This window comes from Kitasatospora sp. SolWspMP-SS2h (assembly GCF_003259315.1).
Lineage (GTDB): Bacteria > Actinomycetota > Actinomycetes > Streptomycetales > Streptomycetaceae > Kitasatospora > Kitasatospora fiedleri.
The window spans coordinates 350,173-376,399 of the sequence record NZ_QLLT01000001.1; the positions used below are offsets into that span (position 1 = coordinate 350,173).

The following is a 26,227-nucleotide window of genomic DNA, read 5'->3' on the forward strand; positions in this document are numbered from 1 at the left end:
TGCCCGTCACGTCACATGGAAGGTACGGGCACTCAAGGCGGCCGAGAGGCACAGTTTGTGCCCCTGACTATCAGTCAGGCGGCAAGCCCGGTAGCGGTTGCAAGGTCACGGGCGGCGGGTCGAACAGATGGCGGGCCGTCCAGCAGGCCCCGTACCAAGTCATGGGTTTCGTGGTTCCACCGGGCGGTGTCGGGCGCTGCCTCCACTGCGTCGGTGAGCAGCGACGCCACCCAATCCGGTTCGTCCCGCAGGGCGTATGCCCGTGCGACCTCGATCAGGTGCCGTGCCCGCCTCGGCCGTGCAGGAAGTTCTGCCGGTGCCAGCCGGTCAGCCCACCGCAAGGCGGTACCGACCTGTCGCAGCTCGACAGCGACTGTCACAGCGTGCACCGGGACTACCCGTGCAGATGCGGAGGTCGGCGAGTGCCAGAAGTCAGCCGGCAGGGTCCTGGCGACCTCCTCGGCCCGATCGAACCAGCCCCAAGCCTCGCCCGACTCTCCCGCGCGAGCGTGCGTGATGGCCGCGTGGAACGCCATGTCTGCCCATGCCGCAGCGAGCGACGGAGAATCACCCCGGGCCGGTCCCAGTAGCCGCAGAGCCTCCTCCGTGAGCGTCTGGGCGCTGTCCCATTGCCCAGACTTCCGGAACGCCTCCACCAGGAACCAACAAGCCTGCGCAACGGCGACGGCATCACCGGACGCTCGGGCGGTCGCCAAGGAGCGCTCAGCCACGCGCCAGACCAGGTTTCCATCCCCCTGGTAGGCGGCGAACATCTGGACAAGATTCAGAGCCGAGGCATACAGCACCTCAGCGCGCCGACGATCCGGGCAGTCAGGGTGCGATGCGGCGGCCGAGGCAGCAGACACCAGCGCCGGGAGCAGGTCCCCAAGAGCCGTACGGTGGTCGCCCCGGGAGTCCCGAGCTTGCCAAGCCGCAGCCACCTGAGCCGCAACGTGATTGACGCTCGGGACCGGGCCATCCGCCAGGCCCAGCGGCGCCGAGTCAACGGCCCGCCGGACCACCGACAGCGCCGGATGCTCCGCCCCGGAGAACAACGCTCGGGGCATCGACACGTTCCCCGTCAGGGCCGACAGGTCTTCGATGCCCAAGTGTTCTGCGATCTTGACGAGCATGGGCAGCCTCGGCGGCAAGAGGCGGCCGTTCTCAACTGCCTTCAACCATCCCTCTGAGCGGCCTACCAACCCGGCCAGCACGGCACGGGACTTGCCCGCGCGCTCCCTGAAAAGCTTGATGCGCTGACCAACAGACAGCGCCGGATCGACAGCCATAGCCATGGAGTAAGAGTAGGACCAGCGCTGCCAGGCCAACACCGACTCGAACCGAGCACATGGGAAGGGGCGAGTGACGGCAGGGCAGCAAGCGGGAACGCAAGAAGGCCCCGCCCCAACCACCCAATGAGGGAGGAAGGGACGGGAGCTTTCGCGGAAGGCGGGACGATCAGTCCCAGATATCGGAGTCGTCTAAGGGCGTCGAAGCTGTCGGGGTTGGCGAGCCACTTGCCGAGTTCGGGGCGGTCGAACGGGGAAGTCTCGGACGCCGACACGTCCAGGTCGACCGCTTCCCGAAGTGCGTCGCCCTGGCCGAAGTCGATGTGGAGTGCGGCGGCAACCTGGTCGCCCGCGTCGCGCTGCCGTTCGGGGCTGGTGGTCTCATCCGTCACGACGGACAGTCGGATGCACCGGACGCCCCGCAGAGTCTCGGTGAACACGGTTCCGGCAGGGGGGTTAGGTACGTCTCCCATATTCCACGTAGAGGGCGAAGGTCACCCGCCAACCGCCGCGTCCGACTCCCTGACCAGCACCGCCGTACCCGTAGCTCACTCCAGAACATCCAGTTCTGTGTGTGGGCGGACCCGGAGGGCAACGAGTTCTGCCTGCGCCGCCCCCGGACCGCCTCGTCCTGAAGCGGGCGCGGGCTGCCGACCGCGGCCCGCCGCCACCGCCACCGCCACCGCCACCGCACGGACCGAACCCGCGCCGCTCGCCACGGAGTCCGAGGACGCGGGCCGAACGGCCGTGGCCCCGTCGGCCGGGACGGCTCCGCCGCCGGGCGACGGCAACCGTCCACCCGCAGCGCGGCGGCGGAGGCCGGAGGCCCCGGGGTGCGGGTCCCGCTGCTGACGCAGGATAAAGTCGCCGCCGTGCAGGAACGGGAGACCGCCGGGTGGCGGGTGCTGAGGGTGGGCGACGGTGTCGGCGGCGCGTCGGCGGTGCCGGCCGTGCGCGGTGGTGTCGGGAGGGGCCGGGCCGGATCGGGTCCCGTCCTGGAGCGTGCGGGCGCGGTGGTGGCGCGGGACGCGGTGCCGGTCGCCGCGCTGCGGGCCGTGCTCGCGGTCCGGCACCTGGCGGGTGCCCTGTCGCCGTCGCCGTGGCTGTCGTGGGGCGGGCCCGGTCGCGGGGGCGTGGCCGTCCCGGTGGGGCCGGACGGCCGGTGCCTGCCGCGCGTCGCCGCGCGGAACGGGATCGCCGGGCGGCCGGTCGCCCGGCGGGCCGTCACCGGGCGTGCCGCCGCCGCGGGGGTCCTGCGATGAGCCGCCGGGCCCGCGAGAAGGCCGCCGCCGTCGGTGCGCAGGGTGCGCCCGCCCGCTGCACCGTCTCGGTCTGCCGGGGGTGCTGCTGTGGCACCCCGAAGATCCCCGGCCTCGACCACGCCGCCCAACTCGCCGACCTGCGCGGCGCCTTGGCCGAGGTCGCCACCGTCCGCCCGGTGGCCTGCCTGGACTCCTGCGACCACGCCAACGTGGTGGTCGTCCAGCCCTCGGCGGAGGGCCGCCGGGCCGGTGGCCGGCCGGTCTGGCTCGGCCTGGTCAACGACCGCGACGCCGGTGCCGACATCACCGCCTGGATCGAGGCGGGCGGCCCGGGCCTGGCCCCGCTGCCCGCCATCCTCGACCTGTACGTCTTCTCCCCCTCCCGCCGCGTCCGGCAGCACCTCGACGACTGATCCGCGCGCCGCTGCCGCACCGACGGTACGGACGCCCCGAGGGCACGGACGCTCCGAGGACACGGACGCCCCGGGGCACGGACGCCCCGGGGGCACCGGCCCGTGCTGGCGCGGCCGGGTTCCGGATAGCTACCATCCGGAATATGCGGACGAGCGAAGGCGTGGAGTGGGCCCTGCACTGCTGCCTCACCCTGGTCTGGGTGGGCGGGGCGGAGCCGGTGCCCTCGGCGCGGCTGGCGGCGATGTTCGAGTTGTCGCCGACGTACCTGAACAAGGTGCTGCAACGGCTGACCCGGGCCGGGGTGTTGACGTCCGTCTCCGGGCCGCGCGGGGGCGTGCGGCTGGCCCGGGAGCCGGAGCGGATCAGCCTGATGGACGTGGTGGCCGCCGTCGAGGGCCCGGACCCGCTGTTCGCCTGCGCCGAGATCCGGCAGCGGGGCGTCTCCGCGACGGGCGCGTCCGCCCGCGAGTTCGCCCGCCCGTGCGGCGTCTCCACCGCGATGCGGCGCGCCGAACTGGCCTGGCGGCGCGAGCTCTCCGGGCAGAGCGTCGCCGACCTGGCGGCGGCCACCCCGGCCGCCTCGGCGGCCCGGGTCCGCGCCAACTACGCCCGCCTGGCCGGCACCGCCGACGCCACCGGCTGAGCGCCCGTCCCCCGGAACTCCCCTTTCCCGTCCGCTGATTCTGGATACAGTGTGTCCCGAATGATTCAGGACACCGGATGTCCGGAACAGCGGCCCGCGCCTGCCTCCGAGGAGGGCTCCCCCGTGACCGACGCGCCCAAGGCCCCACCACCCACCGCCCCGGCCCCGGCCCCCACCGCTCCGGCCGCCACCGGGGACGGTCTCGGTCCCGCCGCCGTGCTCGCCCTGGGCACCTTCGCGGTCGGCACCGACGCCTTCGTCACCGCCGGGTTCCTGCCCGCGACGGCCTCCGCGCTGCACGTGTCGACCTCGGCCGCCGGGCAGTCGGTGAGCCTGTTCGCCGCCTGCTACGCGCTCGCCTCGCCGCTGCTCGCGGTGGCCACCGCCCGGGCGCCCCGGCGGGCCCTGCTGGTCGGCGCGCTGGTGCTGCTGGCCGCCGCCAACGCGCTCACCGCGCTCGCCCCGACCTACCCGGCGCTGCTGGCGGGGCGGCTGCTCGCGGCGCTCGGCGCGGCGGCGTTCACGCCGACGGCGGGGGCGAGCGCGGCGGCGCTGGTGGGCCCCGAGCGGCGCGGGCGGGCGCTGGCGGTGGTGATCGGCGGGCTGACGGCGGCCACCGCGCTGGGCGTGCCGCTGGGACGGGTGGCCGCCGTCGGGCTGGGCTGGCGGGCCGCGCTGGGGGCGGTCGCGGCGCTGACCGCGCTGTGCGCGCTCGCGGTGCGCCTGGCGCTGCCGCAGCTGCCGCCGCTGCCGGACACCGAAGCCGTCCCGCTGCGCGCCCGGCTGGCGGCGCTGCGCCGCCCGGGGGTGCTCGCGGTGCTGCCGCTGACGGTGCTCGGGATGGCCGCCTGCTACGTCCCGTACGCGTACAGCGTGCCGGTGCTGGCCGCCGTCGGGGTCTCGGGGCGGACGGCGGTGGTGGTGGCGCTGGTGCTGTACGGGGCGGGCGCGGTGGCCGGGAACCTGCTGGCAGGGCGGTTCGCCGACCGGCACGGGCCGGTGCGGGTGCTGACGGTCGGGTACGCGGTGATGGCGGCGGCGTTCGCGGTGCTGGCGGGCCTGGCGGCCGGGCCGGTGCGGGCCGGTGCGGGGGTGGTCGGGGCGCTGGCGTTCCTGTGGGGCGCGGGCAGTTGGTGCCAGACCCCGCCGCAGCAGTTGCGCCTGCTGGCGGCGGCGCCCGGACAGGGGGCGCTGCTGGTGTCGCTGAACGCGTCCGGCATCTACCTGGGCATCGGCGCGGGCAGCGTGCTGGGCGGGGTGGCGCTGCCGTCCGGGGCGGCGGCGGTCTTCGCGCTGGCGGCGGTGCTGGCACTGGTGGCCGGGGCGCTGCTGCGGGCGACGGCCTGCGGGCGGCGCGGACGGGGCGGGCCCGGGCGGGGCGCGTCCGGGCGGGGCGCGTCCGGGCGAGCCGGGTCCGGGCGGGACTTGTCCGGGCGGTGCGCGTCCGGGCGGGGCGCGTCCGGGCGGGGCGCGTCCGGGCGGGGCGCGTCCGGGCGGGGCGGTCCTACATCCACATGAACGGCTGGCCGGCCACGGCGGCGGCGGACCGGCTGCTGGCGGTGAGCAGGTCGTCGGGCTTCTCGCCGGCCCGCTGGTCGAGGTAGCGCGAGACGGTGAGCGTGATGTGGTGGCCGACCAGTTCGACCCGGGTCGCCGACATCGGCCGGACGTTCGCGGCGGGGGCGAACATCCCCTCCGGGTAGGTGAACTCGAAGTCCGCGGCCTTGTCCCGGACGGTCGGCAGGGCCCGCGCCGCCGACCCCTCGTCGAGGAAGCGCAGCACCGTGACGCTGGAGGCCACCGGCTGGTCGTTGCGGGTGAGCGCGACGCCCAGCCAGCCCTGGCAGCCGAGTTCGGCCAGCAGGTCGCGGGCCTTGTCGTTCTGCACGCCCCGGCACTCGGCGCCCTCCCGGGCGGTCGAGCGGCGGGCCCGGTAGTTGTCGTAGTCGTAGCCGCGCTGGGCCGGGAAGTACCGCTCCGCCAGGAAGGACTGAGACTCCGTCAGCGGCTCCACCGGCTGGCCCGCCACGGCCGCCTGGGCCGTGGGCTTGTCGCCGCTGGGCGCCCCGGACGCCGCGCCCCGGTGGTGCGGGGTGGCGACCACCCAGACCCCGCCGGCCGCGAGCACCGCGACGACGCCCCAGAGCACGGCCAGCCGACGCCGTTTGCCGCTCGCCCGGTGCCCGTGCGGCGGCTGCTCGTCGTCCCCGCGCGCGTGCGGGCCCCGCTGGATGGTCATGGCGCAGATTGTAAGCAGTTGATCGGACGATCCTTCCTTCGGGTCGGACGCACGCCCACTTCGGACCGAACCCGTCCGCCGGCCCGACCCGGCCCGCTCCGCCCGGTCGACGTTTCCGCCGCGCCCCGGAGAATCCGTTTCCCGGCCGGGCCGGAAATCCGCGAAAAGGGCTCCCGGCGGGGGTGGGGAAACCCGCAACACACCATTCGAACAAGGCGGCGAGGCGATTCCGGCCAGTGATCGCCGGAATCCCGACAGCCTGCCCCGACCTGCTGACCCGCCCACCACGCTTGGCCCGGACACCACCGGAAACCGCCGACCGCCGCAGGCCGGCCCGCGGCGGCACCCGCCGCCCACGGGAGGGAACATGACGAGAACCGCCGAACAGATCGCACTCCTCCGCACCGAAACCGCCCCCGCACTGATCGAAGAACTGCGGGAAATCCGTTCCGGCCAAACGGAATTGCGCACCGATCTGGCCGCCGCCCTCGGCCAGGGCCTGGACCGGACCCGCACCGAGGTCCTCCGTGCCCTCGACCGCGACCAGCGCGACCTCGCCCTGGCCCACCGGCAGATCGACGGACTCCGCCGCGAACTGGCCGAGGCCCGGGCCGCCTGGGAGAGCGGACTCGCCGAACTGCGGACGGCCCGGACCGCACCGCCCTCCGGCGCGGACGCCGGACCGAGCACCGGGCCGGAGCCCGCGCCGGAGCCCGCCGCAGAGGCCGCGACCGCCGTTGCGTCGGTGCCGGCTGCCGACACCGACGCCCGCACCGAGGCCACCGAATCCGCCGAACCCACCGAGCCCGCCGCCCCGAAGGAGACCGCCTTGTCCGCCCCGTCCGACCCGACCCCCGACCCGCTCCCCGGCCCCGCCTCCACCCCCACCGACAGCACCGACTACACCGACAGCACCGAGCAGCAGGCCGCCGCCGGTCTGCTCTCCGAACTGACCTGCGGGCGGCAGCCCGCGCCGGAGCCCGCCGCCGTCCCCGCTCCCGCCGTCCCCGCGCCCGCCGTGCGACCGGACCGCCTCCGGGACCAGTTGGACGCGGAGCTGTCCACCGTGCTGCGGACCGCCGCCCAGATCGGTACCGCCGAACTGGTCTGCCACCCGCACGCCTGGCAGTTCATCGTCGCGCGGGCCGCCGGCGCCAAGTACTTCCAGCTGCCGCCGGCCGCCACCGACGAGAAGAGCGACATGGTGACCGTCCGGCTGTCCGGCCCCAGCCTGATGTCCGCCGTCCACGCCCTGTACACCACCTACTGGGAGACCGGCACCGGCCCGGCCCGCGACCTCCAGGACAGTGCCATGGCCCTGGCGTACTACGTCGACCTGTCCCACGAGATCCGCCGCACCCTGCCCGCGGACTCCACGGCGGCGGTCGATGAGCGCCCGCCGACCCGGATCGTCATCGACCACCGTCCCTCGGCCCAGCCCGCCTGACCCCGGCCCAGCCCGCCTGACCCCGGCCCCGGCCGCCCCGCCCGCTCCCGGTCCGGCGCGACACGGCCCGACGCGACATGGCCCGGCACGGCCCGACGCAGTCCGACGCAGTCCGACGCAGTCCGACGCGGTCCGCGCCGGTGTCCGGGCGGTCACTGTGAGCCGCGACACTGTGACAACTCGCACAGCCCGCGGGGGATCTTCTGGCGGGTTCCCTCTGGCGGACGCCGGGGCCACCCGGGCAGGATCGGGCCATGGACCTCCTCGACATCCTGACCGACAAGGGCCTTCGCCGGGAACTGCCCACCCGGGAGGAGGCGCTGGCCGTGCTGGCCACCACCGACGACCAGTTGCTGGACGTGGTCGCGGCCGCCGGCCGGGTGCGCCGGCAGTGGTTCGGCCGCCGGGTGAAGCTCAACTACCTGGTGAACCTGAAGAGCGGGCTGTGTCCGGAGGACTGCTCGTACTGTTCGCAGCGCCTCGGTTCGAAGGCGGAGATCCTCAAGTACACCTGGCTCAAGCCGGACCAGGCCGCGCAGGCCGCCGCCGCGGGCGTCGCGGGCGGGGCGAAGCGGGTGTGCCTGGTGGCGAGCGGGCGCGGCCCGACGGACCGGGACATCGACCGGGTCGCGGACACCATCGCGGCGATCAAGGGCGCGGACGAGGGCGTCGAGGTCTGCGCCTGCCTGGGCCTGCTCTCGGACAACCAGGCCGAGCGGTTGAAGGCGGCCGGCGCGGACGCGTACAACCACAACCTGAACACCTCCGAGGCCACCTACGGCGACATCACCACCACCCACACCTACGCGGACCGGGTGGACACCGTGGCCAAGGCGCACGGCGCGGGCCTGTCGGCCTGCTCGGGCCTGATCGCGGGCATGGGCGAGAGCGACGCGGACCTGGTCGACGTGGTGTTCGCGCTGCGCGAGCTGGACCCGGACTCGGTGCCGGTGAACTTCCTGATCCCGTTCGAGGGCACCCCGCTGGCCGAGGAGTGGAACCTCACTCCGCAGCGCTGCCTGCGCATCCTGGCGATGGTCCGGTTCGTCTGCCCGGACATCGAGGTGCGGATCGCCGGCGGGCGCGAGGTGCACCTGCGCTCGATGCAGCCACTGGGCCTGCACATCGCCAACTCGATCTTCCTGGGCGACTACCTGACCAGCGAGGGCCAGGCCGGGCAGGCCGACCTCGACATGATCAAGGACGCGGGCTTCGAGGTGGAGGGCGCCGAGCAGACCACCCTCCCCCGCCACCGCGTCCACGCCGCCGCCACCGGCTGCGGCGGCCACCAGGAGGAGGGCGCCTGCGGGACGGGCGGTGGCTGCGGCCCGTGCGGCGGCCACGGCGAGAGCGCGCCGGCCGTCGAGGCCGCCGGAGCCCGTGGAGCCGCCGGAGCCGTTGGAGCCGCCGAAGCCCCTGGCGCCGTCGCGGCCCCGAGCACGGAGGACGAGGCGCGCACCGACCTGGTCCGGGTGCGCCGTCGCGGCGCGGGCACCGAGCTGGCCCCGAACGCCTGATGGACCGTCAGCACACCCCGGACGCCGCCCGGTTGCTCGAACTGGACCGGGCGCACGTCTGGCACCCGTACGGTCCGATGCCGGGAACGGTGCAGCCCCTCGTGGTGGAGTCGGCCGCGGGAGTGCGCCTGCGGCTGGCCGAACCGGTGGGCGGGCACCGGGAGTTGGTCGACGGCATGTCGTCCTGGTGGGCGGCGATCCACGGCTACCGGCACCCCGAGCTGGACGCGGCGGTGCGCGGGCAGCTCGACGCGATGAGCCACGTGATGTTCGGCGGTCTCACCCACCGTCCGGCCGTCGAACTGGCGGTGAAACTGGTCGAGTTGACGCCGGAGCCGTTGCAGCACGTCTTCCTCGCCGACTCCGGTTCGGTGGCGGTCGAGGTCGCGCTGAAGATGTGCCTGCAGTACTGGCGCTCGCTCGGCCGCCCGGAGAAGCACCGGGTGCTGACCTGGCGCGGCGGCTACCACGGCGACACCTTCCACCCGATGTCGGTGTGCGACCCCGAGGGCGGGATGCACCACCTGTGGGGCGGGGTGCTGCCCCGGCAGCTGTTCGCCGCCGAGCCGCCCGCCGGGTACGACGCCCCGGCCGACCCGGCGTACCTCGCGCACCTGGCCGAGCTGATCGGGCGGCACGCGGGCGAGCTGGCCGCCGTGATCGTCGAGCCGGTGGTCCAGGGCGCGGGCGGGATGCGCTTCCACTCGCCCGCGTACCTGCGCGCGCTGCGGGAGTTGTGCGACGCGCACGACGTGCTGCTGGTCTTCGACGAGATCGCCACCGGCTTCGGCCGCACCGGCGAACTGTTCGCCGCCGACCACGCGGGCGTCTCGCCGGACGTGATGTGCCTGGGCAAGGCGCTGACCGGCGGCTACCTGACGCTGGCCGCGACGCTGTGCACCGGCCGGGTCGCCGAGGGCATCTCGCGCGGCGAGGTCCCGGTGCTGGCGCACGGCCCGACCTTCATGGGCAACCCGCTGGCGGCGGCGGTCGCCAACGCCTCGATCGACCTGCTGCTGCGGCAGGACTGGCGCGGCGAGGTCGGGCGGATCGAGTCCGCGCTGTGCACCGCGCTCGCCCCGTGCGCCGGGCGGCCCGGGGTCGCGGACGTCCGGGTGCTCGGCGCGATCGGCGTGGTGCAGTTGGACGCGCCCGTGGACATGGCCGCGGCGACCGCGGCGGCGGCCGGGCAGGGCGTGTGGCTGCGGCCGTTCCGCGACCTGATCTACACCATGCCGCCGTTCGTCACCCCGGACGAGGACCTGGCCGCGATCGGCCGGGCGATCGCCGCCGCGGCCACCGCCTCCACCCGCGCCCACCGCGCCCACCGCTCCGACAGCTCCGACCGCTCCGACCGCTAGGAACCGCGCCATGTCCACCGTCCTGTTCGTCACCGGCACCGGCACCGAGGTCGGCAAGACCCTGACCACCGCCGCCGTCGCCGCGCTGTGCCCGGAGCCGGTGGCGGTGCTCAAGCCGGGCCAGACCGGCCTCGGGCCCGACGAGCCGGGGGACGTGCACGAGGTCGCCCGGCTGGCCGGGCCGCTGGTGCACGCGGTCGAGCTGGCCCGCTACCCGGAGCCGCTCGCCCCCGAGACGGCGGCCCGCCGGGCCGGACTGCCGCCCCTCGCGCCCGAGGACGTCGCCAAGTCGGTCGCCAAGCTCGCCGCCGGGCACCGCACCGTCCTGGTCGAGGGCGCGGGCGGGCTGCTGGTGCGCTACGACGAGCGGGGCCGCACCCTCGCCGACCACGCACTGGCCTGCCGCGACCTGGGCCTGGACGTCGGGTTCCTGCTGGTCGCGGCGGCCGGCCTGGGCACCCTGAACGCCACCGCACTCACCGCCGAGGCGCTGCGCCACCGCGGCCTCCCGCTGCGCGGCGTCGTCATCGGCTGCTGGCCCGCCGCCCCCGACCTCGCCACCCGCTGCAACCTCGCCGACCTCCCCACCGCCGCCGGCGCGCCCCTCCTCGGCGCCCTCCCCGCGGGCGCCGCCGCCCACACCCCCGTCACCTTCCGCCCATTCGCCGCCGCCGCCCTCGCCCCCGCCCTAGGCGGCACCTGGGACGCGACGGCGTTCGCAGCCGCCCACCGCCCCGCCTGACAGGCGTCCCGCCTGACGGGGCCCGGCACGCCGGAGGCCGCCTCCCGCCGGAGCGGGGGCGGCCTTCGAGCCGGGGGTGCGGCGCGGTCAGCCCGCGGACTTGCCGCTCTTGCGGACGGCCTTCTTCGCGGCCCGCACCTCGGTGGGGGCGTCCGCCGTGGCGAGGGTGCCGCTGGAGCTCTCCAGGTGGGCGCGGACGAACCACTGGTACTGCTCCAGGTCGCGCAGCTGCTCGATGAGCAGGTCCTCGGTGGCGGGGTCGATCTTGCCGGCCTGCTCGATCGCGTTGCGCAGGTCGGTGATGACGCCGGTGTAGACCAGGTCGAGGGCGCCGAGGTGGGCGATGGCGTCGGCCCGGCCGACGCTGTAGTCGTCCCAGCTGCGGTCGGCGACGAGCCGGCCGGGGGTGCCGTGCGCGACGCCGCCCAGGGTGGCGATCCGCTCGGCGACGTCGTCCGCCATCAGGCGCACCCGGTCGACCTGGGGGTCGAGCATCTTGTGGACGGCGATGAAGTGCGGGCCGACCACGTTCCAGTGGATGTGCTTGAGGGTCAGGTGCAGGTCGTTCAGCGCGTTCAGCCGCTCCTGCAGCGTGACGATCAGCTCCGCGCCCTGCTCGGTGGTCAGGCCGGGGACGGTGTAGGCCGGGCGGTTGGCGTCACGGTTGGCGGTGCGGGCCATGGCGGGTTCTCCTCATCGGGGTGTCGTTCTGCACGGTGCTGATTCACGCCTCCCCCATTCCGCGCGACTCATGGGTGCGGATGCGCCGAACGGGTGAACATCTCCTCCGTCCGCTCCTCCCTCCGCTCCTCCCTCCGCCCGCCGGACGGGCCCGCCGACCCGGGGGAAGCCTCCGGGCGGCACCCGTCCGGACCGGCGTCCGGACCGGCGTCCGGAATGGTCCGCCGGGAAACGGTTACGTTCCGAACATGCGCCATCACGATCTCCTGGTCCTCGGGGCCGGCTCGGGCAACCTCCTCCTCGACGACCGCTTCGCCGACCTGGACGTCGCCGTCGTCTCCGCCGGCCCGTTCGGGGGCACCTGCCTCAACGCGGGCTGCATCCCCAGCAAGATGCTCGCCGTCACCGCCGACGTCGCCGACACCGTCCGGGACGCCGGGCGGCACGACGTGGACGCGGAACTGCGGGAGGTGCGCTGGCCCGAGGTCCGGGACCGGGTCTTCGGCCGGCTGGACGCGGCGTCCGCCGAGGGCGAGCGGGGCCGCCGGGACGCGGCGAACACCACCGTCCACCGGGGCCTCGCCCGGTTCACCGGGCCGCGCCGGCTCACCGTGGACACCGCCGACGGCCCGCTGGAGCTGACCGCCGACCGGATCGTCATCGCGGCCGGCGGCCGTCCCGTCGTCCCGCCCGTGGTGGCGTCGTCCGGCCTGCCCTACGAGACCTCCGACACCGTGATGCGTCTGCCCCGGCCGCCCGCCCGGCTGGTGGTGCTCGGCGGCGGCTACATCGCCGCCGAGCTGGCGCACGTCTTCCGCTCCGTGGGCAGCCACGTCACTGTGGTGGAGAAGGAGGACCGGCTGCTCGGCAAGCAGCAGGACGAGGCGGTGTCCGCCGCGTTCACCGAGGCGATGCGCGGCCACTGGGACCTGCGGCTGGGCCGCGAACTGACCGCCGTCACCGGCCGCCCCGGCGACCTGCGGCTGACCCTGGACGACGGTGCCGAACTGCGCGCCGACACCCTGCTGGTGGCCGTCGGGCGCCGCCCCAACAGCGACCTGCTCGACCTCGACCGGGCCGGCGTCGCCACCGGGGAGGACGGCCGGATCACCGTCGACGCCCGGCTGCGCACCACCGCCGACGGGGTGTGGGCGCTCGGCGACATCGCCACGCCCGTCCCGCTCAAGCACGTCGCCAACCGCGAGGCCCGGATCGTCGCGCACAACCTGCTGCACCCGGGCGAGGAGCGGTCCATGGACTACGGGGCGGTGCCCTCCGCCGTCTTCACCAGCCCGCAGATCGCCCAGGTCGGCCTCACCGAGCGGCAGGCCCGCGAGCAGGGGCTCGACCCGGCCGTCGCCGTGCACCGGTACGCCGACGTGGCCTACGGCTGGGCGCTGGAGGACACCGAGGGCTTCTGCAAGGTGCTCGCCGACCGCCGGACCGGGCGGCTGCTCGGCGCGCACATCCTCGGCCCGCAGGCCGCCACCCTGATCCAGCCGCTGGTGGTCGCCCTCACCACCGGCATGACGGCCGGCGAACTCGCCGACGGCCCGCTGTGGATCCACCCGGCGCTGACCGAGGTCGTGGAGAACGCGCTGCGCGACCTGCCCGCGACCGGCCACTGACCGGCCGCGGGCACCGCACGCCCAGCCTTCGCGCTCAACCTCCGCGCTCAGCCCTCGTACTCAGCCCTCGTGGTCAGGCGCCGGGTCCGACGCCCCCGGCACCCCCGGCACCTCCGGTCCGGACGAGCCCCGGGGGTAGCGGACGGCGGGCGGCGGGTCGGCGAGGACCGGTGCGGCGAGCTCCCAGAGCCGTTCGACCTCGGCGGCGGTGGTGAACACCCGGTGGTCGCCGCTCAGCGCGTGGTGGAAGACCTGCGCGTAGGCGCCGAGGGACGCGTCGGCGCCGGGCAGCGGCTCCAGGCCCAGCACCCCGTCCACCAGTCCGGGCCGGGGGCCGGGGCGGCTGAGCCGGACGCCGAACCGGACGTCCGCCGTGGCGCTCAGGCCCACCACCAGCTCGGTGCCGGCTTCGCCCTCGGCCCGGTCCGCGCCCCCGTCCGCCGTCCGGCCCGTCGAGTCCGTCGAGTCCGTCGAGTCCGGCCGGCCGGTCGGGTCCGCCGGGTCCGTCGGGTGGAAGCGGACGGTGAGCCGGTGGTCGGCGGAGTCCAGGGCCTTGCCGGTGCGCAGCAGGAAGGGGACGCCCTGCCAGCGCGGGTTGTCGATCCGGACCTCGACGGCGGCGAAGGTCTCGGTGGTCGAGTCGGCGGCCACCCCGTCCTCCTCCCGGTAGCCCTCGTACTGGCCGAACACCGTCCGGGCCGGGTCGAAGGGCCTGGTCTGCTCGAACAGCCGGAGCCGGGCGGCGCGTTCCGCCTCCGGGTCGTCGGAGGAGGGCGGTTCCATCGCCACGGCGGCCAGTGCCTGGCACAGGTGGGTGGGGATCATGTCGCGGAAGGTGCCGGTGCGTTCCATGAAGGCGGCCCGGCCCTCGATGTCGATCTTCTCCGGGACGTCGATGAGCACCGAGGCGATGTGCCGGGCGTCCCACGACCCGGCGAGCCAGGGGTTGGCGGTGCGCAGGGCCAGCAGGGCGCGCACCGACTCCTTGGCGAGGAAGTGGTCGACCCGCAGGACGCGCTCCTCGGGGGCGAGGTCGGCCAGCAGCGCGTTGAGCGCGCGGGCGGTGTCGACGTCCTCGCCGACGGGCTTCTCCACCATCAGGGTCGCGTCCCGGGCGAGGCCCTCGCGGTCCGTCATCCGCAGCATGGCGTCGGTCTGCCCGGGCGGTACGGAGAGGTAGAGGAAGGTCCGGCAGCCCTCGCCGAGCGCGGCGCGGCGCTGCTCCACCGCTGCCGCCAGCCCGGCGCCGTCCTCGGCGGAGGCGGTGGCGAACCGGACCCGTTCGGCGAAGCGTTCCAGTGCCGCGCGGTCGGCGCCGTCCGCGGAGGCGGCGACCGCCTCCACGACGTCGTGGCGGAAGTCCTGGTCGGTGCCGGGCGAGTGGCGGCCCGAGCCGATCACCTCGAACCGGTCCGGGAGGAGGTCGCGCTCCCACAGTTCGAACAGCGCGGGGAAGAGCATCCGGCGCGCGAGGTCCCCGGTCGCCCCGAACAGGACGAGGAGGACCGGCCGGTCGTCGGCGCGGGCGGCGGTGGTGGGCGGTGCTGTCACGTCAGTGGCTCCTGGGTCTCGCGGAGGTCGCTCGGCGTGCCTTCCCCGCTTCCGCGATCCCACTCTCGCCCGAACGGGTTCCACCCGTCGCTGACGGGGTGTCAGGCGGTTCGGTCGGAGGCGGTCGATTGTCAGTGCGGAACGGAAGGATGACGGTCATGGACAACGCCGCTCCGCTCTCTTCCGGCGACTACGCCGACGCCGTCGCCACCGCCGCGCGGGCCGCCGCCGCCTACTACGGGGACGGGGCGACGCCGCTCGGGGACGACGAGTACGACGCGCTGGTGCGGTCGATCGCGGCCCACGAGCAGGCGCATCCGGACGAGGTGCTGCCGGAGTCGCCGACCGGGAAGGTCGCGGGCGGCGCGGTGGTGGGCGACGTGCCGCACGGCGTGCCGATGCTGTCGCTGGACAACGTGTTCGACGACGCGGGGCTGGCCGACTGGGCCGCGGGCCTGGAGCGGCGGCTGGGCCGGGCGGTGGCCGGGTGGTGCGTGGAGCCGAAGCTGGACGGGCTGGCCGTCGCCGCCCGCTACCGGGGCGGGCGGCTCCAGCAGGTGCTGACCCGGGGCGACGGCCTGGCGGGCGAGGACATCACGCACGCCGCCGACGCCGTCCTGGGCCTGCCCGCCGTGCTCGCGCGCCCGCTGGACGTGGAGCTGCGCGGCGAAGTACTGCTGACGTCGGCCCAGTTCGAGGAGGCCAACCGGCTCCGGCTCGCGCACGGGGCCGCCCCGTTCGCCCATCCGCGCAGCGGCGCGGCCGGGACGCTGCGGGCCAAGGACCGCCCGTACCGGATCGAGCTGACGTTCTTCGCCTACGGCGCGATCGGCCTGGACGAGGAGCTGGGCCACAGCGCCCTGCTGGAGTCCCTGGCCGGGCTGGGCGCGAACACCGCCGCCGGCACGGCCGCCGCCCCGGTGCGCTGCGAGACGATCGGGCAGGTCCGGGAGCGGATCGCCGGGATCACCGCGCTGCGCGGCGCGCTGCCGTTCGGCATCGACGGCGTGGTGGTGAAGGCCGACGCGGCCGCGGACCAGCGGCAGGCCGGCTCCGACTCCCGGGCCCCGCGGTGGGCGGTGGCCCGCAAGCTCGCGGCGGAGCACAAGGTGACCCGGCTGCTGGAGGTGGAGTGGGCGGTGGGCCGCACCGGCGTCATCGCGCCGCGCGCCGTCCTGGAGCCGGTGGTCATCGACGGCGTCACCGTCACCTACGCCACCCTCCACAACCCCGCCGACATCACCCGCCGCGGGCTGATGCTGGGCGACCGGGTCTTCGTCTACCGCGCGGGGGACGTGATCCCCCGGGTGGAGGCCCCGCTGGTGGAGGAGCGCACCGGCGCGGAGCGGCCGATCGTCTTCCCCGCCGCCTGCCCGCGCTGCGGGGAGGGGATCGACACCGGCGAGCAGCGCTGGCGCTGCGTGCGGGGCCGCGACTGCCAGGCGGTGGCGTCGATCATCCACGCGGCGGGCCGCGACCAGCTCGACATCGAGGGCCTGGGCTCGACCCGGGCGGTGCAGCTGGTGGCGGCCGGGCTGGTCACCGACCTCGCCGACCTGTTCACCCTGACCCGCGAGCAGCTCCTCTCCCTGGAGCGGATGGGCACCACGAGCACCGACAACCTGCTCGCCGCGATCGCCACCGCCCGCACCCGTCCGCTGAACCGCGTCCTGTGCGCGCTGGGCGTGCGCGGCACCGGGCGCAGCATGTCGCGGCGGATCGCCGCGCACTTCGGCTCGATGGCGGCCATCCGGTCGGCGGACGCCGAGGCCCTGGCCGCCGTGGAGGGCATCGGCCCGGAGAAGGCCCGCCTGGTGGTCTCCGAACTCGCCGGACTGTCCGCCCTGCTGGACCGCCTGGCCGACCTCGGCGTGGGCACCCGGGTCACCGCCCCGACCGCGCCCGCCGCACCCGTCCCCGTCGAAGGCGCCGCCGCCCCGGCCACCGGCCCGCTGACCGGCGAGGCCGTGGTGGTGACGGGCAGCATGACCGGCCCCCTGGCGGCGCTCTCCCGCAACGAGATGAACGAACTGATCGAACGCGCCGGCGGCAAGGCGTCCTCCTCCGTCTCCAAGCGCACCACCCTCCTGGTCGCGGGCGAGAAGGCCGGCTCCAAGCGCGCCAAGGCCGAAGAGCTCGGCCTCCGCATCCTCGACCCCGAACAGTTCGCCACCCTGCTCGCCGAACACCTGCCCACCGAACACCTGCCCACCGCGCCCGTCACGCCCGTCGCGGCCGTCGCGGCCTGAGTCCCGTTCCTTCCGGTGGCCCGTCAGTCGCTCGGCCTGGTCATCGAGTTGGCGCGGCGGGCCGGGACGGATGGTCTCCGGTCGGGCGGTGGCGGGTAGCGTGGGGCCTGCGGGGCCCGGTCGGGTCACCGGAGGACGACGGGGAGCGACGCGGGATGGACGCGGGAGATGTGACGGGGCGTTGGGTGCGGCCGGACGGGGGTGGGCCGGAGGTGTTCCTGGCCGCGCCCGAGGGGGTGCCGCCGGCGGCCACCGTGGTGGTCGGGCAGGAGCTGTTCGGGGTCACGGCGTGGGTGCGCGAGGTGTGCGAGCGGCTGGCCGCCGCCGGGTACGCCGCCGTCGCGCCGGACTTCTACGGGCGGGCGGCGGAGCGGGCCGAACTGCCGTACGACGACACCGGGCGGGTCACCGGCTTCGAGTTGCTGGGCAAGCTGACGGCCGAGCAGGTGGCCATCGACACGGCGGCGGCGCTGGCCGTCGGCGCGTCCCTCGGCGGGGGCCCGGGCCGGGCGTTCGTCGGCTTCTCGGTCGGCGGCCACCTGGGCCTGCTGGCCGGGACGCGCCTGCCGCTGGACCTGGTCGCCGCCTGCTACCCCGGCTGGACCCTGGAGGGCCCCACCCCGCTCGCCGACGACCACCCCCCGCTCACCGAGCAGGGCGCCGCCGCGCTCGCCGCCCACGGCATCGCGGTGCTCGGCCTGGTCGGCGCGGAGGACCACGTCGTCCCGCCCGAGCAGTGGGCCCGGATCTCCGCCCGCCTGACCACCGCGGGCGTCCGCACCGACCTGGTCTGCTACCCCGGCGTCCCGCACGGCTTCCTGTGCGACCACCGCCCCGCGACGTTCCGGCCCACGGAGAGCGAGGACGCCTTCGCCCGGATCCTCTCGGCGCTCGCGGACCCGGCGGTCCGGCGCCCCTGACGGCGGGACGGGAGGAGGCGGGGGCGGGACGGCGTACCGCTCCCGCCCTGGCTCCGCCCTGCTCCGAACGGGCGGCTCCGCGTCACCGTCCCGGCCGGTCGCGCGTTGAAGGACCGTCAGCCCTTGCCCCGTCACCGCACGCCCGAGGAACGCCGCATGCGCACCGCACTCCCCGCCCTCGCCCTCGCCGCCGCGCTCCTCTCGGCCGCCGCCCCCACCGGCACAGCCGCCGAGGAGGCCGCCGGGCCGGTCCCGAACCAGGGTTACAGCATCCCGGTCGGCGCGATCACCGACCTGGGCGCCCTGCCGATGCTGGGTGGCCTGGGCAACGACTTCGCCCACCTGCTCGGCCAGTAGGGGCGGCCGCCGCCGGATGGATGTCCGCGCTGCCGCCCGGGCCGTACAGCCGGAGTCGGCACGGCCACGTCCGCACCCGACGGGCCTGCGGCTGGGGTCCGACCAGCGCGGCCGCCGAACCCGCCGGCACCTCTCCGGTGGTCGATCACGGGCGGTCCGGCGGGGATGGTCCGGACGGTCGGGGCTGGCCCAAGAGGTGTTGCGAGGCAGCCGGGGTGCAGCACGTGCCGAATGACCCGTCGTTCCCTCCCGCTCGGTGGCGGGCGCCGGGCAGTGGTGTGCGCGGCTCCGAGCGGGAACCGCCTCGCGCGCTTCGCGACGGGTGCCGCAGTGGCCCGCCCGGCCCGTCGCGTGCCCACGGGAACGACTCGGACGCCGAGCGGTCCGGTTCCCAGGGTCCGCCGCCGACGGGCCGGGCGGATCCGCGCCGGGAAATCGGCTTGCGGCCGTTCCGGGACGGGGCGGAGGATCCTCGGTGATGAGCGAGACGAGGAACTCCCCGCCGGACGGCCGGGCCGGGATCGACGCCGGGCTGGTGCGCCGTCTCCTGCGCACCCAGTTCCCGCAGTGGGCGGAACTGCCGGTCGTGCCGGTGGCGGTGGACGGGTGGGACAACCGCACCTACCGGCTCGGCGACCGGATGACGGTGCGGCTGCCCACGCACGCCTCCTACGTCCCGGCGGTGGAGAAGGAGAACACCTGGCTGCCGCGCCTGGCGCCGTCCCTGCCGTTGCCCGTTCCTCAGGTGCTGGGCAGGGGCGAGCCTGGTGAGGGGTATCCGCATCCCTGGTCGGTGCGCGGCTGGATCGACGGGGAGACCGCGGCGGCGGGACACATCGCCGACCTGCCCCGGTTCGCCGAGTCCGTGGCCGGGTTCATCCTCGCCCTGCACCGGTGCGACACCACGGGCGGACCGCTCGCGGGTGCGCACAGCTTCCACCGGGGGGCCTCGCCGTCCCACTACGACGAGGAGACCCGGCGCTGTCTCGCCGCGCTCGGCGGGTACGTGGACACCGCGCACGCCACCGCGATCTGGAACGAGGCACTGGCAGCGGAGTGGACGGGCCCGCCGGTGTGGTTCCACGGCGACCTCGCCGAGGGCAACCTGCTGGTCTCCGGCGGCGAGTTGAGCGCCGTCATCGACTTCGGCACGTGCGGCGTCGGCGACCCGGCCTGCGACCTCGTGATCGCCTGGGGGCTGTTCACCGGCCCGAGCCGGACGGCGTTCCGGCGCGCCGTGGGCCAGGACGAGGGCACCTGGGCGCGGGCCCGCGGCTGGCTGACCTGGAAGGCACTGCTCGTCCTCGCCGAAAGCGTCGAGAGCGCCAGGAAGACGGGCCGCCCGACGGCGGCCGTCTCCGCCCGGGCGGAGACGAGTCTGCGGGTCCTCGCCGAGGTGATGGCCGACCACCGACGCGCCTAGTGCCGCGTCGCGTCGCGTCGGCGTGACGTCGGGACGTCGGGACATCGCGCCGACGGGCCCCGACGGGCCGACGGGCCGGATCGGAGTCGTGACCCGTGGGAGCGGGTTCGGGGCGCGGCCCCGGGTTGTTTCCGCTCGGGAAGTTTTGCTCGGGCGAGGGCGCGGCGACAAGGGCGGACGGGGGTTCGTCGCGGGGCCGTCACCGCGCCGCAACACGTCGAAATACTCCGCAACACCCGCTCCCAACTGGGCGGATGGTGATTGACAGCGGGCGTCGCGGCCCAGCACGATGAGCGCCGAGCCCACTCGCAGCGAGCCGGAAGGAGGGCCGATGCGTACCGCCGTTGTCGTCTGTCGTGCGTCGTGCCCGGTCCCGGTGTCCGTGTGCCGCGGTGGCTGTTGTCCGCGCTGCCGCGCGTAGTCACGACGCCCCTCTCACCGTTCTCCCCCTTCTCTCCGGTACGGCGGCGCGCCCTCGGGCTGCCCGGATGCCGTGCCGTGTCCGCGTCCGCGTCCGGCTGATGCGGCGGGCAGCCGTATCCGCTGCCGCCGTCACCGTCACCGTGCCTCCGTCTCTCCGTCTCGCCGTCCCACCGAAGGAGTTCCGCCATGTCCGTTTCCACGTCCGCCCCCGCTCCCACGTCGGTTCCCGCGTCCACGCCCGCGTCCACCGGGCTGCGGCTGACCCCGGCCGCGGGGCGGATCGGCGCGGTGGTCCACGACGTCAAGCTGGGCGCCGACCTGCCGGCCGCGACGGTGGCGGCGCTGGAGGCCGCGCTGTACGCGCACAAGGTGCTGTTCTTCCGCGGGCAGCAGCACCTGGACGACGCCGAACACGAGGCGTTCGCACGGCTGTTGGGGCAGCCGGTGTTCCATCCGACGGTGCCCAGCGCGGACGGCCGGTACATCTTCGAGCTGGACGCCACCAAGGGCGTGCGGGCGAACAACTGGCACACCGACGTGACCTTCGTGCCCTCGTACCCGAAGGCGTCGATCCTGCGGGCGCTGGAGCTGCCGCCGGCGGGCGGCAGCACGGTGTGGGCGAACACCGCGGCCGCGTACCAGGACCTGCCGGCGCCGCTCAAGGCGCTCGCGGAGAGCCTGCGGGCGGTGCACACCAACGACTACGACTACGCCGCGAACCTGGCGCTGGCACCGGAGTTGGCGGACAACGCCGAGGTGGCGAAGCTGTTCCGGCAGGTGTTCGTGTCCACCGCGTTCAAGACCGAGCACCCGCTGGTGCGGGTGCACCCGGTGACGGGTGAGAAGCACCTGCTGCTGGGGTCGTTCGCGCAGAAGATCGTCGGGGTGTCGGGCAAGGACAGCCGGGCGCTGATCGAGCTGTTCCAGCGGTACGTGGAGCGGCTGGAGAACAGCGTGCGCTGGGACTGGCAGGTCGGCGACGTGGCGATCTGGGACAACCGGGCCACCCAGCACTACGCGGTGAACGACTACGGCGACGAGCCGCGCCTGGTGCGCCGGATCACCCTGGACGGCGACCTGCCGGTGGGCGTGGACGGTCGGCCGAGCCGCCTGCTGGAGCCGGCCGACCCGCCGCGGGTGGCCGGCCTGGTCCCGGCGGTCGAGCTGGAGGCGGAGGCGCTGGCCGGCCCGGTCTCCTGACCGGGCCGTCGACAACGACACCGGCGAGCCGGTCGACCACCACATCGACCACCACATCGGCCACCACATCGACCGTCCATGCCGGGACGCCGACCAACCGCCATGCGCCACACAGGAGTTGAACCCGTGAACGGCACCGTCCGCAGTACCGCCGGGGAGCGTCCGGCCTTCCGGCCCGGGGACGACCGGCGGGAGGCGAACGCCGCCACCGTGCTGCGGGCGGTGCTGGACCACGGGCCGGTGGCGCGCAGCGGGGTGGCCCGGTTGACGGGGCTGAGCCCGGCGGCGGTGTCACGCCAGGTGGTGGACCTGCTGCGGCTGGAACTACTCGCGGAGCGACCGGAGTTGGCGGTCACGGCGCCGGGTTCGCGGGGTCGTCCGCAACTGCCGCTGGAGGTGGACGCGGAGCGGCTGGCGGTGGCCGGGCTGCACATCGGCCTGCCGTACAGCACGTTCGCGCTGCTGGACCTGCGCGGCCGGGTGCTGTTCCGGCAGGAGCTGCCGAACGGCGGGCGGCGCGGGCCGGCGGTGCTGAAGGCGCTGCTGGCCCGGCTGCCGCGGCTGCTGGCGGCGGCCGCGCCGGTGGAGTCCGGCCGCCGGGTGCTGGGGCTGGGCGCGGTGACCGGCGGGGCGGTGGACAGCGAGCGCGGGGTGACGGTCCGGCACGAGCCCCTGGGCTGGCGGGACGTGCCGTTGCGGGCGCTGCTGGAGCGGGCCACCGGGCTGCCGGTGCGGGTGGACAACCACGCCCGGGCGCTGGCGGTGGCGGAGGTGCTGTTCGGCGATCCGGCGGCCCGGCGCTCGATGGTGCAGCTGTTCGTGGGCCACGTGGTGGACGCGTCCATCTCGGTGGCCGGGACGGTGCACCAGGGTCCGCCGTCGGTGACCGGTGACGGCGGGCACCTGCCGGTGCCGGGCAGCACGGCGCGATGTCACTGCGGTCGCCGCGGCTGCCTGTCGGTGGCCGCCTCGGACGACACGCTGTTCGGGGCGGCGGTCGCGCAGGGCGTGATCGCCCGCCCGGACCGGGGGCTGCTGCTGGCGGCGGTCCGGGCCGGTGACGGGCGGGCCGACGCGCTGGTGCGGGAGCGGGCCAGGGTGGTGGGCGGGGCGCTGGCCCTGCTGGCCGACGTGGTCAACCCGGACCTGCTGGTGCTGACCGAGACCTTCGCCCTGGCCGACCCGGTCTACCTGGACGAGGTGCGCGCGGAGTTCGCGCTCCGCTCGCACCTGCACCGGGACGCCGACCTCCTGGTGGCGCAGCGCTTCGGCGCGGACGCGCTGGCGGTGGCGGCCTGCGCGCCGGTGCTGGGCGAGCTGTACGCCCGTCCGCTGCCGGGCCGCTGAGCCGCCGCCCCCGCCCACCCGGCACTCCCCTTTTCCACCCCGTACTCCCTGCTCCCTGCTCCCTGCTCCGTCCCATCCCGAACCCGCTTCTCCCGAAGGACTGTTGACCATGACCGTGTTCTCCGCCGGCTCCGGTGGCCCGCTCCCCCTCTCCGCGGTCTCGCGCCGGGCGCTGCTGCGCGGCGCCCTGGCGGGTACCGGTCTGCTGGCGCTGTCGGCGTGCCGCTCGGCGGCGGACGCCTCGTCCGGGACGGACGCGGCGGCGGCGTCGGACGCGGCCTCGCCGCGCCGGGGCGGGGTGCTGACGGTGGGTGTCGGGGTCGACTTCACGCCGGCGCTGCTGTTCGCGCAGAGCGCCAACTCGCTGTTGCAGCGGCTGGTGTTCAACACGCTCACCCGTTACGACGAACAGCTGCGCCCGCAGCCGGAGTTGGCGAAGAGCTGGGAGGTGGCGGCGGACGGCCTGAGCGTGACGCTGAGACTGCGCGAGGACGTGGCGTTCCACAGCGGGCGCCGGTTCACCGCGGACGACGTGGTGTTCGCGGTCAAGAACCTGCAGAACCCGGTGCGTTCGGCGCAGTTGCGTTCGACGGCGCTGACCGTGGCGGACTTCCGGAAGAACGGGGACTTCGAGCTGACGCTGGTGCTGGCGCACCAGGTGTCAAACCTGTTCGACCTCTTCGAGTTCATGATCATCCCGGATTCGGAGTCCGTCGAGGACGCCGTCGCGGGCACCAGGCTGATCGGCACCGGCCCGTTCACCTTCACCGACCGCAAGCCGGGGTCCTCGCTGAGCTTCGCCCGCAACGAGAAGTACTGGAACCCGGGCCGGCCGTACCTGGACGGGGTGGAGATCAAGGTGATCCCGCAGGCGGAGACGCTGCTGTCCTCGGTGAAGACCGGCCAGACCCACCTGTCGTACGCGGTCCGCGGCAAGGACGTGGCCGCGCTGAAGGACGACAGGCGGTTCCGGATCACCCAGTACGACACCGGGGCGGGCGCGTTCTACATCGGCGCGAACCTGTCCTTCCCGGAGGTGCAGGACCGGCGGGTGCGGCAGGCCATAGCCTGGGCGATCGACCGGGACCGGCTGGTGCAGCAGGCGCTGGGCGGGTACGCGACGGTCTCCTCGGTGCCGTGGCCGAAGTCCTCGCCGGCCTACCGGGAGCAGGACGCGAACCGGTACCACCACGACCCGGAGAAGGCGAAGGCGCTGCTGGCGGAGGCCGGGGTGACCTCGCTGTCGCTGCCGCTGGCGCACCAGTCGGACGCCGGGTCGACGGCGGTGGCGCAGATCCTGCAGTACGACCTCAAGCAGGTCGGCATCGAGGTGCAGTTGCAGCCGGTGGACTCGCCGACCATGCAGAAGCAGCTGATCTCGCAGTCCATGCCGGCGCTGTGGACGCTCAGCCACAGCTTCTCGCAGGCGCACCCGGCGACGCTGGCGGTCAGCGCGTACCCGTTCAACGAGGCGAAGAACACCTCGAAGTTCTCCTCCCCGGCGTACACCGAGGCGGTGCAGCGGGCGTGGAACCGCTCGGACGCGGACGGCCCGGAGGCGAAGGCGCTCTACCAGCAGGTGACGGACATCCTGCTGGAGGAGCAGTTCATCATCGACCTGGCGATCGCCGGGCTGGTGGAGGTCGCGGGCGCGCAGGTGCGCGGGGTGACGCTGAACAAGTACTCGTACCTGAACCTCGACGACGCGTACCTGGCGGGCTGAGCGGTGCGGACCTTCCTGTTCAAACGGCTGCCGAGCGGGGTGGCGGTGCTGGTGGCCGCCTCGTTCACGGTCTTCCTGATGCTGCGGCTGATCCCGGGCGACCCGGCGACCACACTGGCGGGGCCGGACGCCTCGCCGGCCGTGATCGCGGCGATCCGGGAGCGGCTGGGGCTGGACGCGCCACTGCTCTCGCAGTACCTGCACTGGCTGGGGCAGGTGCTGACGGGCGACCTGGGGCCGAGCTACGCGATCGGCGGGCAGGTCTCCGAGCTGATCGGGGACGGCCTGGCCTCGACCGTCCAGCTCACCCTGGCGGCGCTGCTGCTGGTGGTGGTGCTGGCCGTGCCGACGGCGCTGTACGCGGTGTCGGCGCGGCGGCGGGCACTGGCGGGGGCGCTGCGGGCGCTGACCACGGGGGCGCTGGCGGTGCCGCCGTTCGTCACCGGCGTGGTGCTGGTGCTGGTGTTCGCGGTGGGCCTGGGCCTGCTGCCGGCCGGCGGGTACGCCGCGCTGTCCGACGCGCCGGACCTGGCGGTGCAGTACCTGGCGCTGCCGGCGCTGTGCCTGGCGCTGCCGAGCGCGGCGATCCTGGCCCGCTACCTGCAGGACGGACTGGAGCGGGCGCTCGGCGAGGACTACGTGCGCACCGCGACGGCGCTGGGGGTGCCGCGCCGCCGCGTCCTGTGGCGGCACGCGCTGCCGAACGCGCTGCCCGCCGCGGTCACCGTGCTGGGCCTGCAGATCGGCCAGCTGGTCGCGGGCGCGGTGGTGGTGGAGCGGATCTTCGCCTGGCCGGGCCTCGGCCAGCTGATCGAGCAGGGCGTGCAGCGCCGCGACTACCCGGTGGTGCAGGACCTGCTGCTGCTGGTGGTCGCCGGGTACGTGGCCGTGCAACTGCTCACCGACCTGCTGTACTCCTGGCTCGACCCGCGCGTGCGGTGGGAGTGACGACACGATGACCACGATCCCCTTTCCCCCGGTTGCCCGTTCGCGCAACCGCTACGTCGCCGGGCTGCTGACCTGGCGGGGTGTCAGCGGGCTGGTGCTGGTCGGGACGGTGGCGCTGGCCGGGCTGCTGGCGCCGCTGCTGTCCGGCGCCGACCCGGACGCGCAGGGCCCGCAGGCGCTGGCCGGCCCGAGCGGGGCGCACCCGCTGGGCACCGACGACATCGGGCGGGACCTGCTCAGCCGGCTCCTGCACGGCATCCTCACCGACCTGTCGATCATCCTGACGGCCGTTCCGGCGGGCGCGCTGGCCGGTGCGGGGCTGGCCCTGCTGGCGGCCACCTCGCGGACCGCCGACCTGGTGGTGCAGCGGCTGTTCGACCTGGTGCTGTCCTTCCCGGGGCTGATCCTCGGCCTGGCGGTGACGGCGATCCTCGGGCCGGGCCGCTGGCCCGTGGTGATCATCATCGCGCTGGCCGAAGTACCTTACTTCGGAAGGCAGTTGCGGGCGGGCGTGCTGGTGCAGCGGGAGCGCGAGTACGCGCTGGCCGCCCGGGTCGGCGGCGCGGGCCGGGCCAGGGTGCTGCTGCGGCACGTGCTGCCGAACGCGGTCGACCCGCTGATCGTGCAGGGCGCGGTCGCCCTGTCGGTGGGCGTCTTCATCGAGGGCGCGCTCAGCTTCCTCGGTCTGGGCGTCCGCCCGCCGGAGCCCACCCTGGGCAGCCTGATCAGCGGCTCGGTCGCCTACCTGGACACCCACCCGCTGCTGGCCGCCGCCCCGCTGGCCGTCACCACCGCCCTCGTCCTCGGCTTCACCCTGCTGGCCGAGGCCCTGAACCGAGGGGCGCGCACATGAGCACGGGAAG

22 protein-coding genes and 1 pseudogene are annotated in these 26,227 nt (G+C 75.0%); 18 read left to right on the forward strand and 5 right to left on the reverse strand.

Annotation, left to right across the window (positions count from 1 at the left end):
* Nucleotides 1-74 precede the first annotated feature (74 nt).
* Both K353_RS01510 and K353_RS35080 read right to left on the reverse strand, forming a co-directional pair.
* Complete coding sequence (locus K353_RS01510; protein ID WP_111551687.1) at nucleotides 75-1,295, reverse strand: helix-turn-helix domain-containing protein; 1,221 nt, start codon at nucleotides 1,293-1,295, stop codon at nucleotides 75-77.
* A gap of 188 nt (nucleotides 1,296-1,483) precedes the next feature.
* Nucleotides 1,484-1,762 (reverse strand): annotated as a pseudogene (locus tag K353_RS35080) (recombinase family protein); the annotation flags it as partial.
* 360 nt (nucleotides 1,763-2,122) lie between these two features.
* Here K353_RS35080 and K353_RS01520 point away from each other — a divergent pair.
* The 4 genes from K353_RS01520 to K353_RS01535 all read left to right on the forward strand — a co-directional run bounded on the left by K353_RS01520 (nucleotide 2,123) and on the right by K353_RS01535 (nucleotide 5,126).
* The gene (locus K353_RS01520; protein ID WP_111551688.1) at nucleotides 2,123-2,551 is read left to right on the forward strand and encodes a hypothetical protein; all 429 of its coding nucleotides are present in this window, start codon (nucleotides 2,123-2,125) and stop codon (nucleotides 2,549-2,551) included.
* Nucleotides 2,548-2,964: a (2Fe-2S) ferredoxin domain-containing protein gene (locus K353_RS01525; RefSeq protein ID WP_111551689.1), complete on the forward strand. Its 417-nt coding sequence runs from the start codon at nucleotides 2,548-2,550 to the stop codon at nucleotides 2,962-2,964. Before K353_RS01520 ends, K353_RS01525 begins: the two co-directional genes overlap by 4 nt.
* Nucleotides 2,965-3,107: 143 nt before the next feature.
* The gene (locus K353_RS01530; protein ID WP_111551690.1) at nucleotides 3,108-3,608 is read left to right on the forward strand and encodes an Rrf2 family transcriptional regulator; all 501 of its coding nucleotides are present in this window, start codon (nucleotides 3,108-3,110) and stop codon (nucleotides 3,606-3,608) included.
* A 123-nt stretch (nucleotides 3,609-3,731) separates the two neighbouring features.
* A complete protein-coding gene (locus K353_RS01535; RefSeq protein ID WP_255410654.1) occupies nucleotides 3,732-5,126 on the forward strand; it encodes an MFS transporter in 1,395 nt (464 codons plus the stop codon).
* Here the strand turns inward: K353_RS01535 and K353_RS01540 are convergent.
* Nucleotides 5,113-5,847 carry a hypothetical protein gene (locus K353_RS01540; protein WP_111551692.1) on the reverse strand — a complete coding sequence of 245 codons (735 nt, stop codon included), beginning with the start codon at nucleotides 5,845-5,847 and terminating at the stop codon, nucleotides 5,113-5,115. The two genes, K353_RS01535 and K353_RS01540, sit on opposite strands and share 14 nt — an antisense overlap.
* 463 nt (nucleotides 5,848-6,310) lie before the next feature.
* Here K353_RS01540 and K353_RS01545 point away from each other — a divergent pair, with 463 nt between their 5' ends.
* From K353_RS01545 to bioD, 4 genes are all read left to right on the forward strand, one after another.
* Nucleotides 6,311-7,294 (forward strand): hypothetical protein, encoded by a 984-nt coding sequence (locus K353_RS01545; RefSeq protein ID WP_111551693.1) that lies wholly within the window; start codon nucleotides 6,311-6,313, stop codon nucleotides 7,292-7,294.
* Between the two features lie 254 nt (nucleotides 7,295-7,548).
* A complete protein-coding gene (gene bioB, locus K353_RS01550) occupies nucleotides 7,549-8,811 on the forward strand; it encodes a biotin synthase BioB (RefSeq protein WP_111551694.1) in 1,263 nt (420 codons plus the stop codon).
* Nucleotides 8,811-10,172 (forward strand): adenosylmethionine--8-amino-7-oxononanoate transaminase, encoded by a 1,362-nt coding sequence (locus K353_RS01555; RefSeq protein WP_199527947.1) that lies wholly within the window; start codon nucleotides 8,811-8,813, stop codon nucleotides 10,170-10,172. Before bioB ends, K353_RS01555 begins: the two co-directional genes overlap by 1 nt.
* Before the next feature lie 10 nt (nucleotides 10,173-10,182).
* Nucleotides 10,183-10,914: a dethiobiotin synthase gene (gene bioD / locus K353_RS01560; RefSeq protein ID WP_111551695.1), complete on the forward strand. Its 732-nt coding sequence runs from the start codon at nucleotides 10,183-10,185 to the stop codon at nucleotides 10,912-10,914.
* Nucleotides 10,915-11,001: 87 nt separating this feature from the next.
* Here the strand turns inward: bioD and K353_RS01565 are convergent, their stop codons facing one another.
* Nucleotides 11,002-11,595, reverse strand: coding sequence for a Dps family protein (locus tag K353_RS01565; protein ID WP_111551696.1), 594 nt, complete (start codon nucleotides 11,593-11,595; stop codon nucleotides 11,002-11,004).
* A 248-nt stretch (nucleotides 11,596-11,843) separates the two neighbouring features.
* Between K353_RS01565 and K353_RS01570 the strand changes: the two genes are divergently transcribed.
* Nucleotides 11,844-13,223, forward strand: coding sequence for a mycothione reductase (locus tag K353_RS01570; protein WP_111551697.1), 1,380 nt, complete (start codon nucleotides 11,844-11,846; stop codon nucleotides 13,221-13,223).
* 60 nt (nucleotides 13,224-13,283) lie between these two features.
* On the opposite strand, the gene K353_RS01575 is transcribed toward K353_RS01570, so the two are convergent.
* Entirely contained in the window at nucleotides 13,284-14,774 is a 1,491-nt protein-coding gene (locus K353_RS01575) for a glucose-6-phosphate dehydrogenase (RefSeq protein ID WP_199527948.1), read from the reverse strand.
* A gap of 149 nt (nucleotides 14,775-14,923) precedes the next feature.
* Here K353_RS01575 and ligA point away from each other — a divergent pair, with 149 nt between their 5' ends.
* The 9 genes from ligA (at nucleotide 14,924) to K353_RS01620 (ending at nucleotide 26,217) form a co-directional block, all read left to right on the forward strand.
* On the forward strand, nucleotides 14,924-17,023 hold the full coding sequence (gene ligA / locus K353_RS01580) for an NAD-dependent DNA ligase LigA (protein ID WP_111551698.1): 2,100 nt from the start codon (nucleotides 14,924-14,926) through the stop codon (nucleotides 17,021-17,023).
* Nucleotides 17,024-17,178: 155 nt separating this feature from the next.
* Nucleotides 17,179-17,943 carry a dienelactone hydrolase family protein gene (locus K353_RS01585; RefSeq protein WP_111551699.1) on the forward strand — a complete coding sequence of 255 codons (765 nt, stop codon included), beginning with the start codon at nucleotides 17,179-17,181 and terminating at the stop codon, nucleotides 17,941-17,943.
* A gap of 156 nt (nucleotides 17,944-18,099) precedes the next feature.
* Nucleotides 18,100-18,300 carry a hypothetical protein gene (locus K353_RS01590; protein WP_111551700.1) on the forward strand — a complete coding sequence of 67 codons (201 nt, stop codon included), beginning with the start codon at nucleotides 18,100-18,102 and terminating at the stop codon, nucleotides 18,298-18,300.
* 478 nt (nucleotides 18,301-18,778) lie between these two features.
* Nucleotides 18,779-19,723: an aminoglycoside phosphotransferase family protein gene (locus K353_RS01595; RefSeq protein WP_111551701.1), complete on the forward strand. Its 945-nt coding sequence runs from the start codon at nucleotides 18,779-18,781 to the stop codon at nucleotides 19,721-19,723.
* A 609-nt stretch (nucleotides 19,724-20,332) separates the two neighbouring features.
* A complete protein-coding gene (locus K353_RS01600; protein WP_233533287.1) occupies nucleotides 20,333-21,346 on the forward strand; it encodes a TauD/TfdA family dioxygenase in 1,014 nt (337 codons plus the stop codon).
* A 126-nt stretch (nucleotides 21,347-21,472) separates the two neighbouring features.
* Nucleotides 21,473-22,693, forward strand: a complete 1,221-nt coding sequence (locus tag K353_RS01605) for an ROK family protein (RefSeq protein WP_233533288.1) — start codon at nucleotides 21,473-21,475, stop codon at nucleotides 22,691-22,693.
* A gap of 109 nt (nucleotides 22,694-22,802) precedes the next feature.
* Nucleotides 22,803-24,416, forward strand: coding sequence for an ABC transporter substrate-binding protein (locus K353_RS01610; RefSeq protein ID WP_111551703.1), 1,614 nt, complete (start codon nucleotides 22,803-22,805; stop codon nucleotides 24,414-24,416).
* A 3-nt stretch (nucleotides 24,417-24,419) separates the two neighbouring features.
* A complete protein-coding gene (locus tag K353_RS01615; protein WP_111551704.1) occupies nucleotides 24,420-25,364 on the forward strand; it encodes an ABC transporter permease in 945 nt (314 codons plus the stop codon).
* Nucleotides 25,365-25,371: 7 nt separating this feature from the next.
* Complete coding sequence (locus tag K353_RS01620) at nucleotides 25,372-26,217, forward strand: ABC transporter permease (protein WP_111551705.1); 846 nt, start codon at nucleotides 25,372-25,374, stop codon at nucleotides 26,215-26,217.
* The last annotated feature ends 10 nt before the right edge of the window (nucleotides 26,218-26,227 follow it).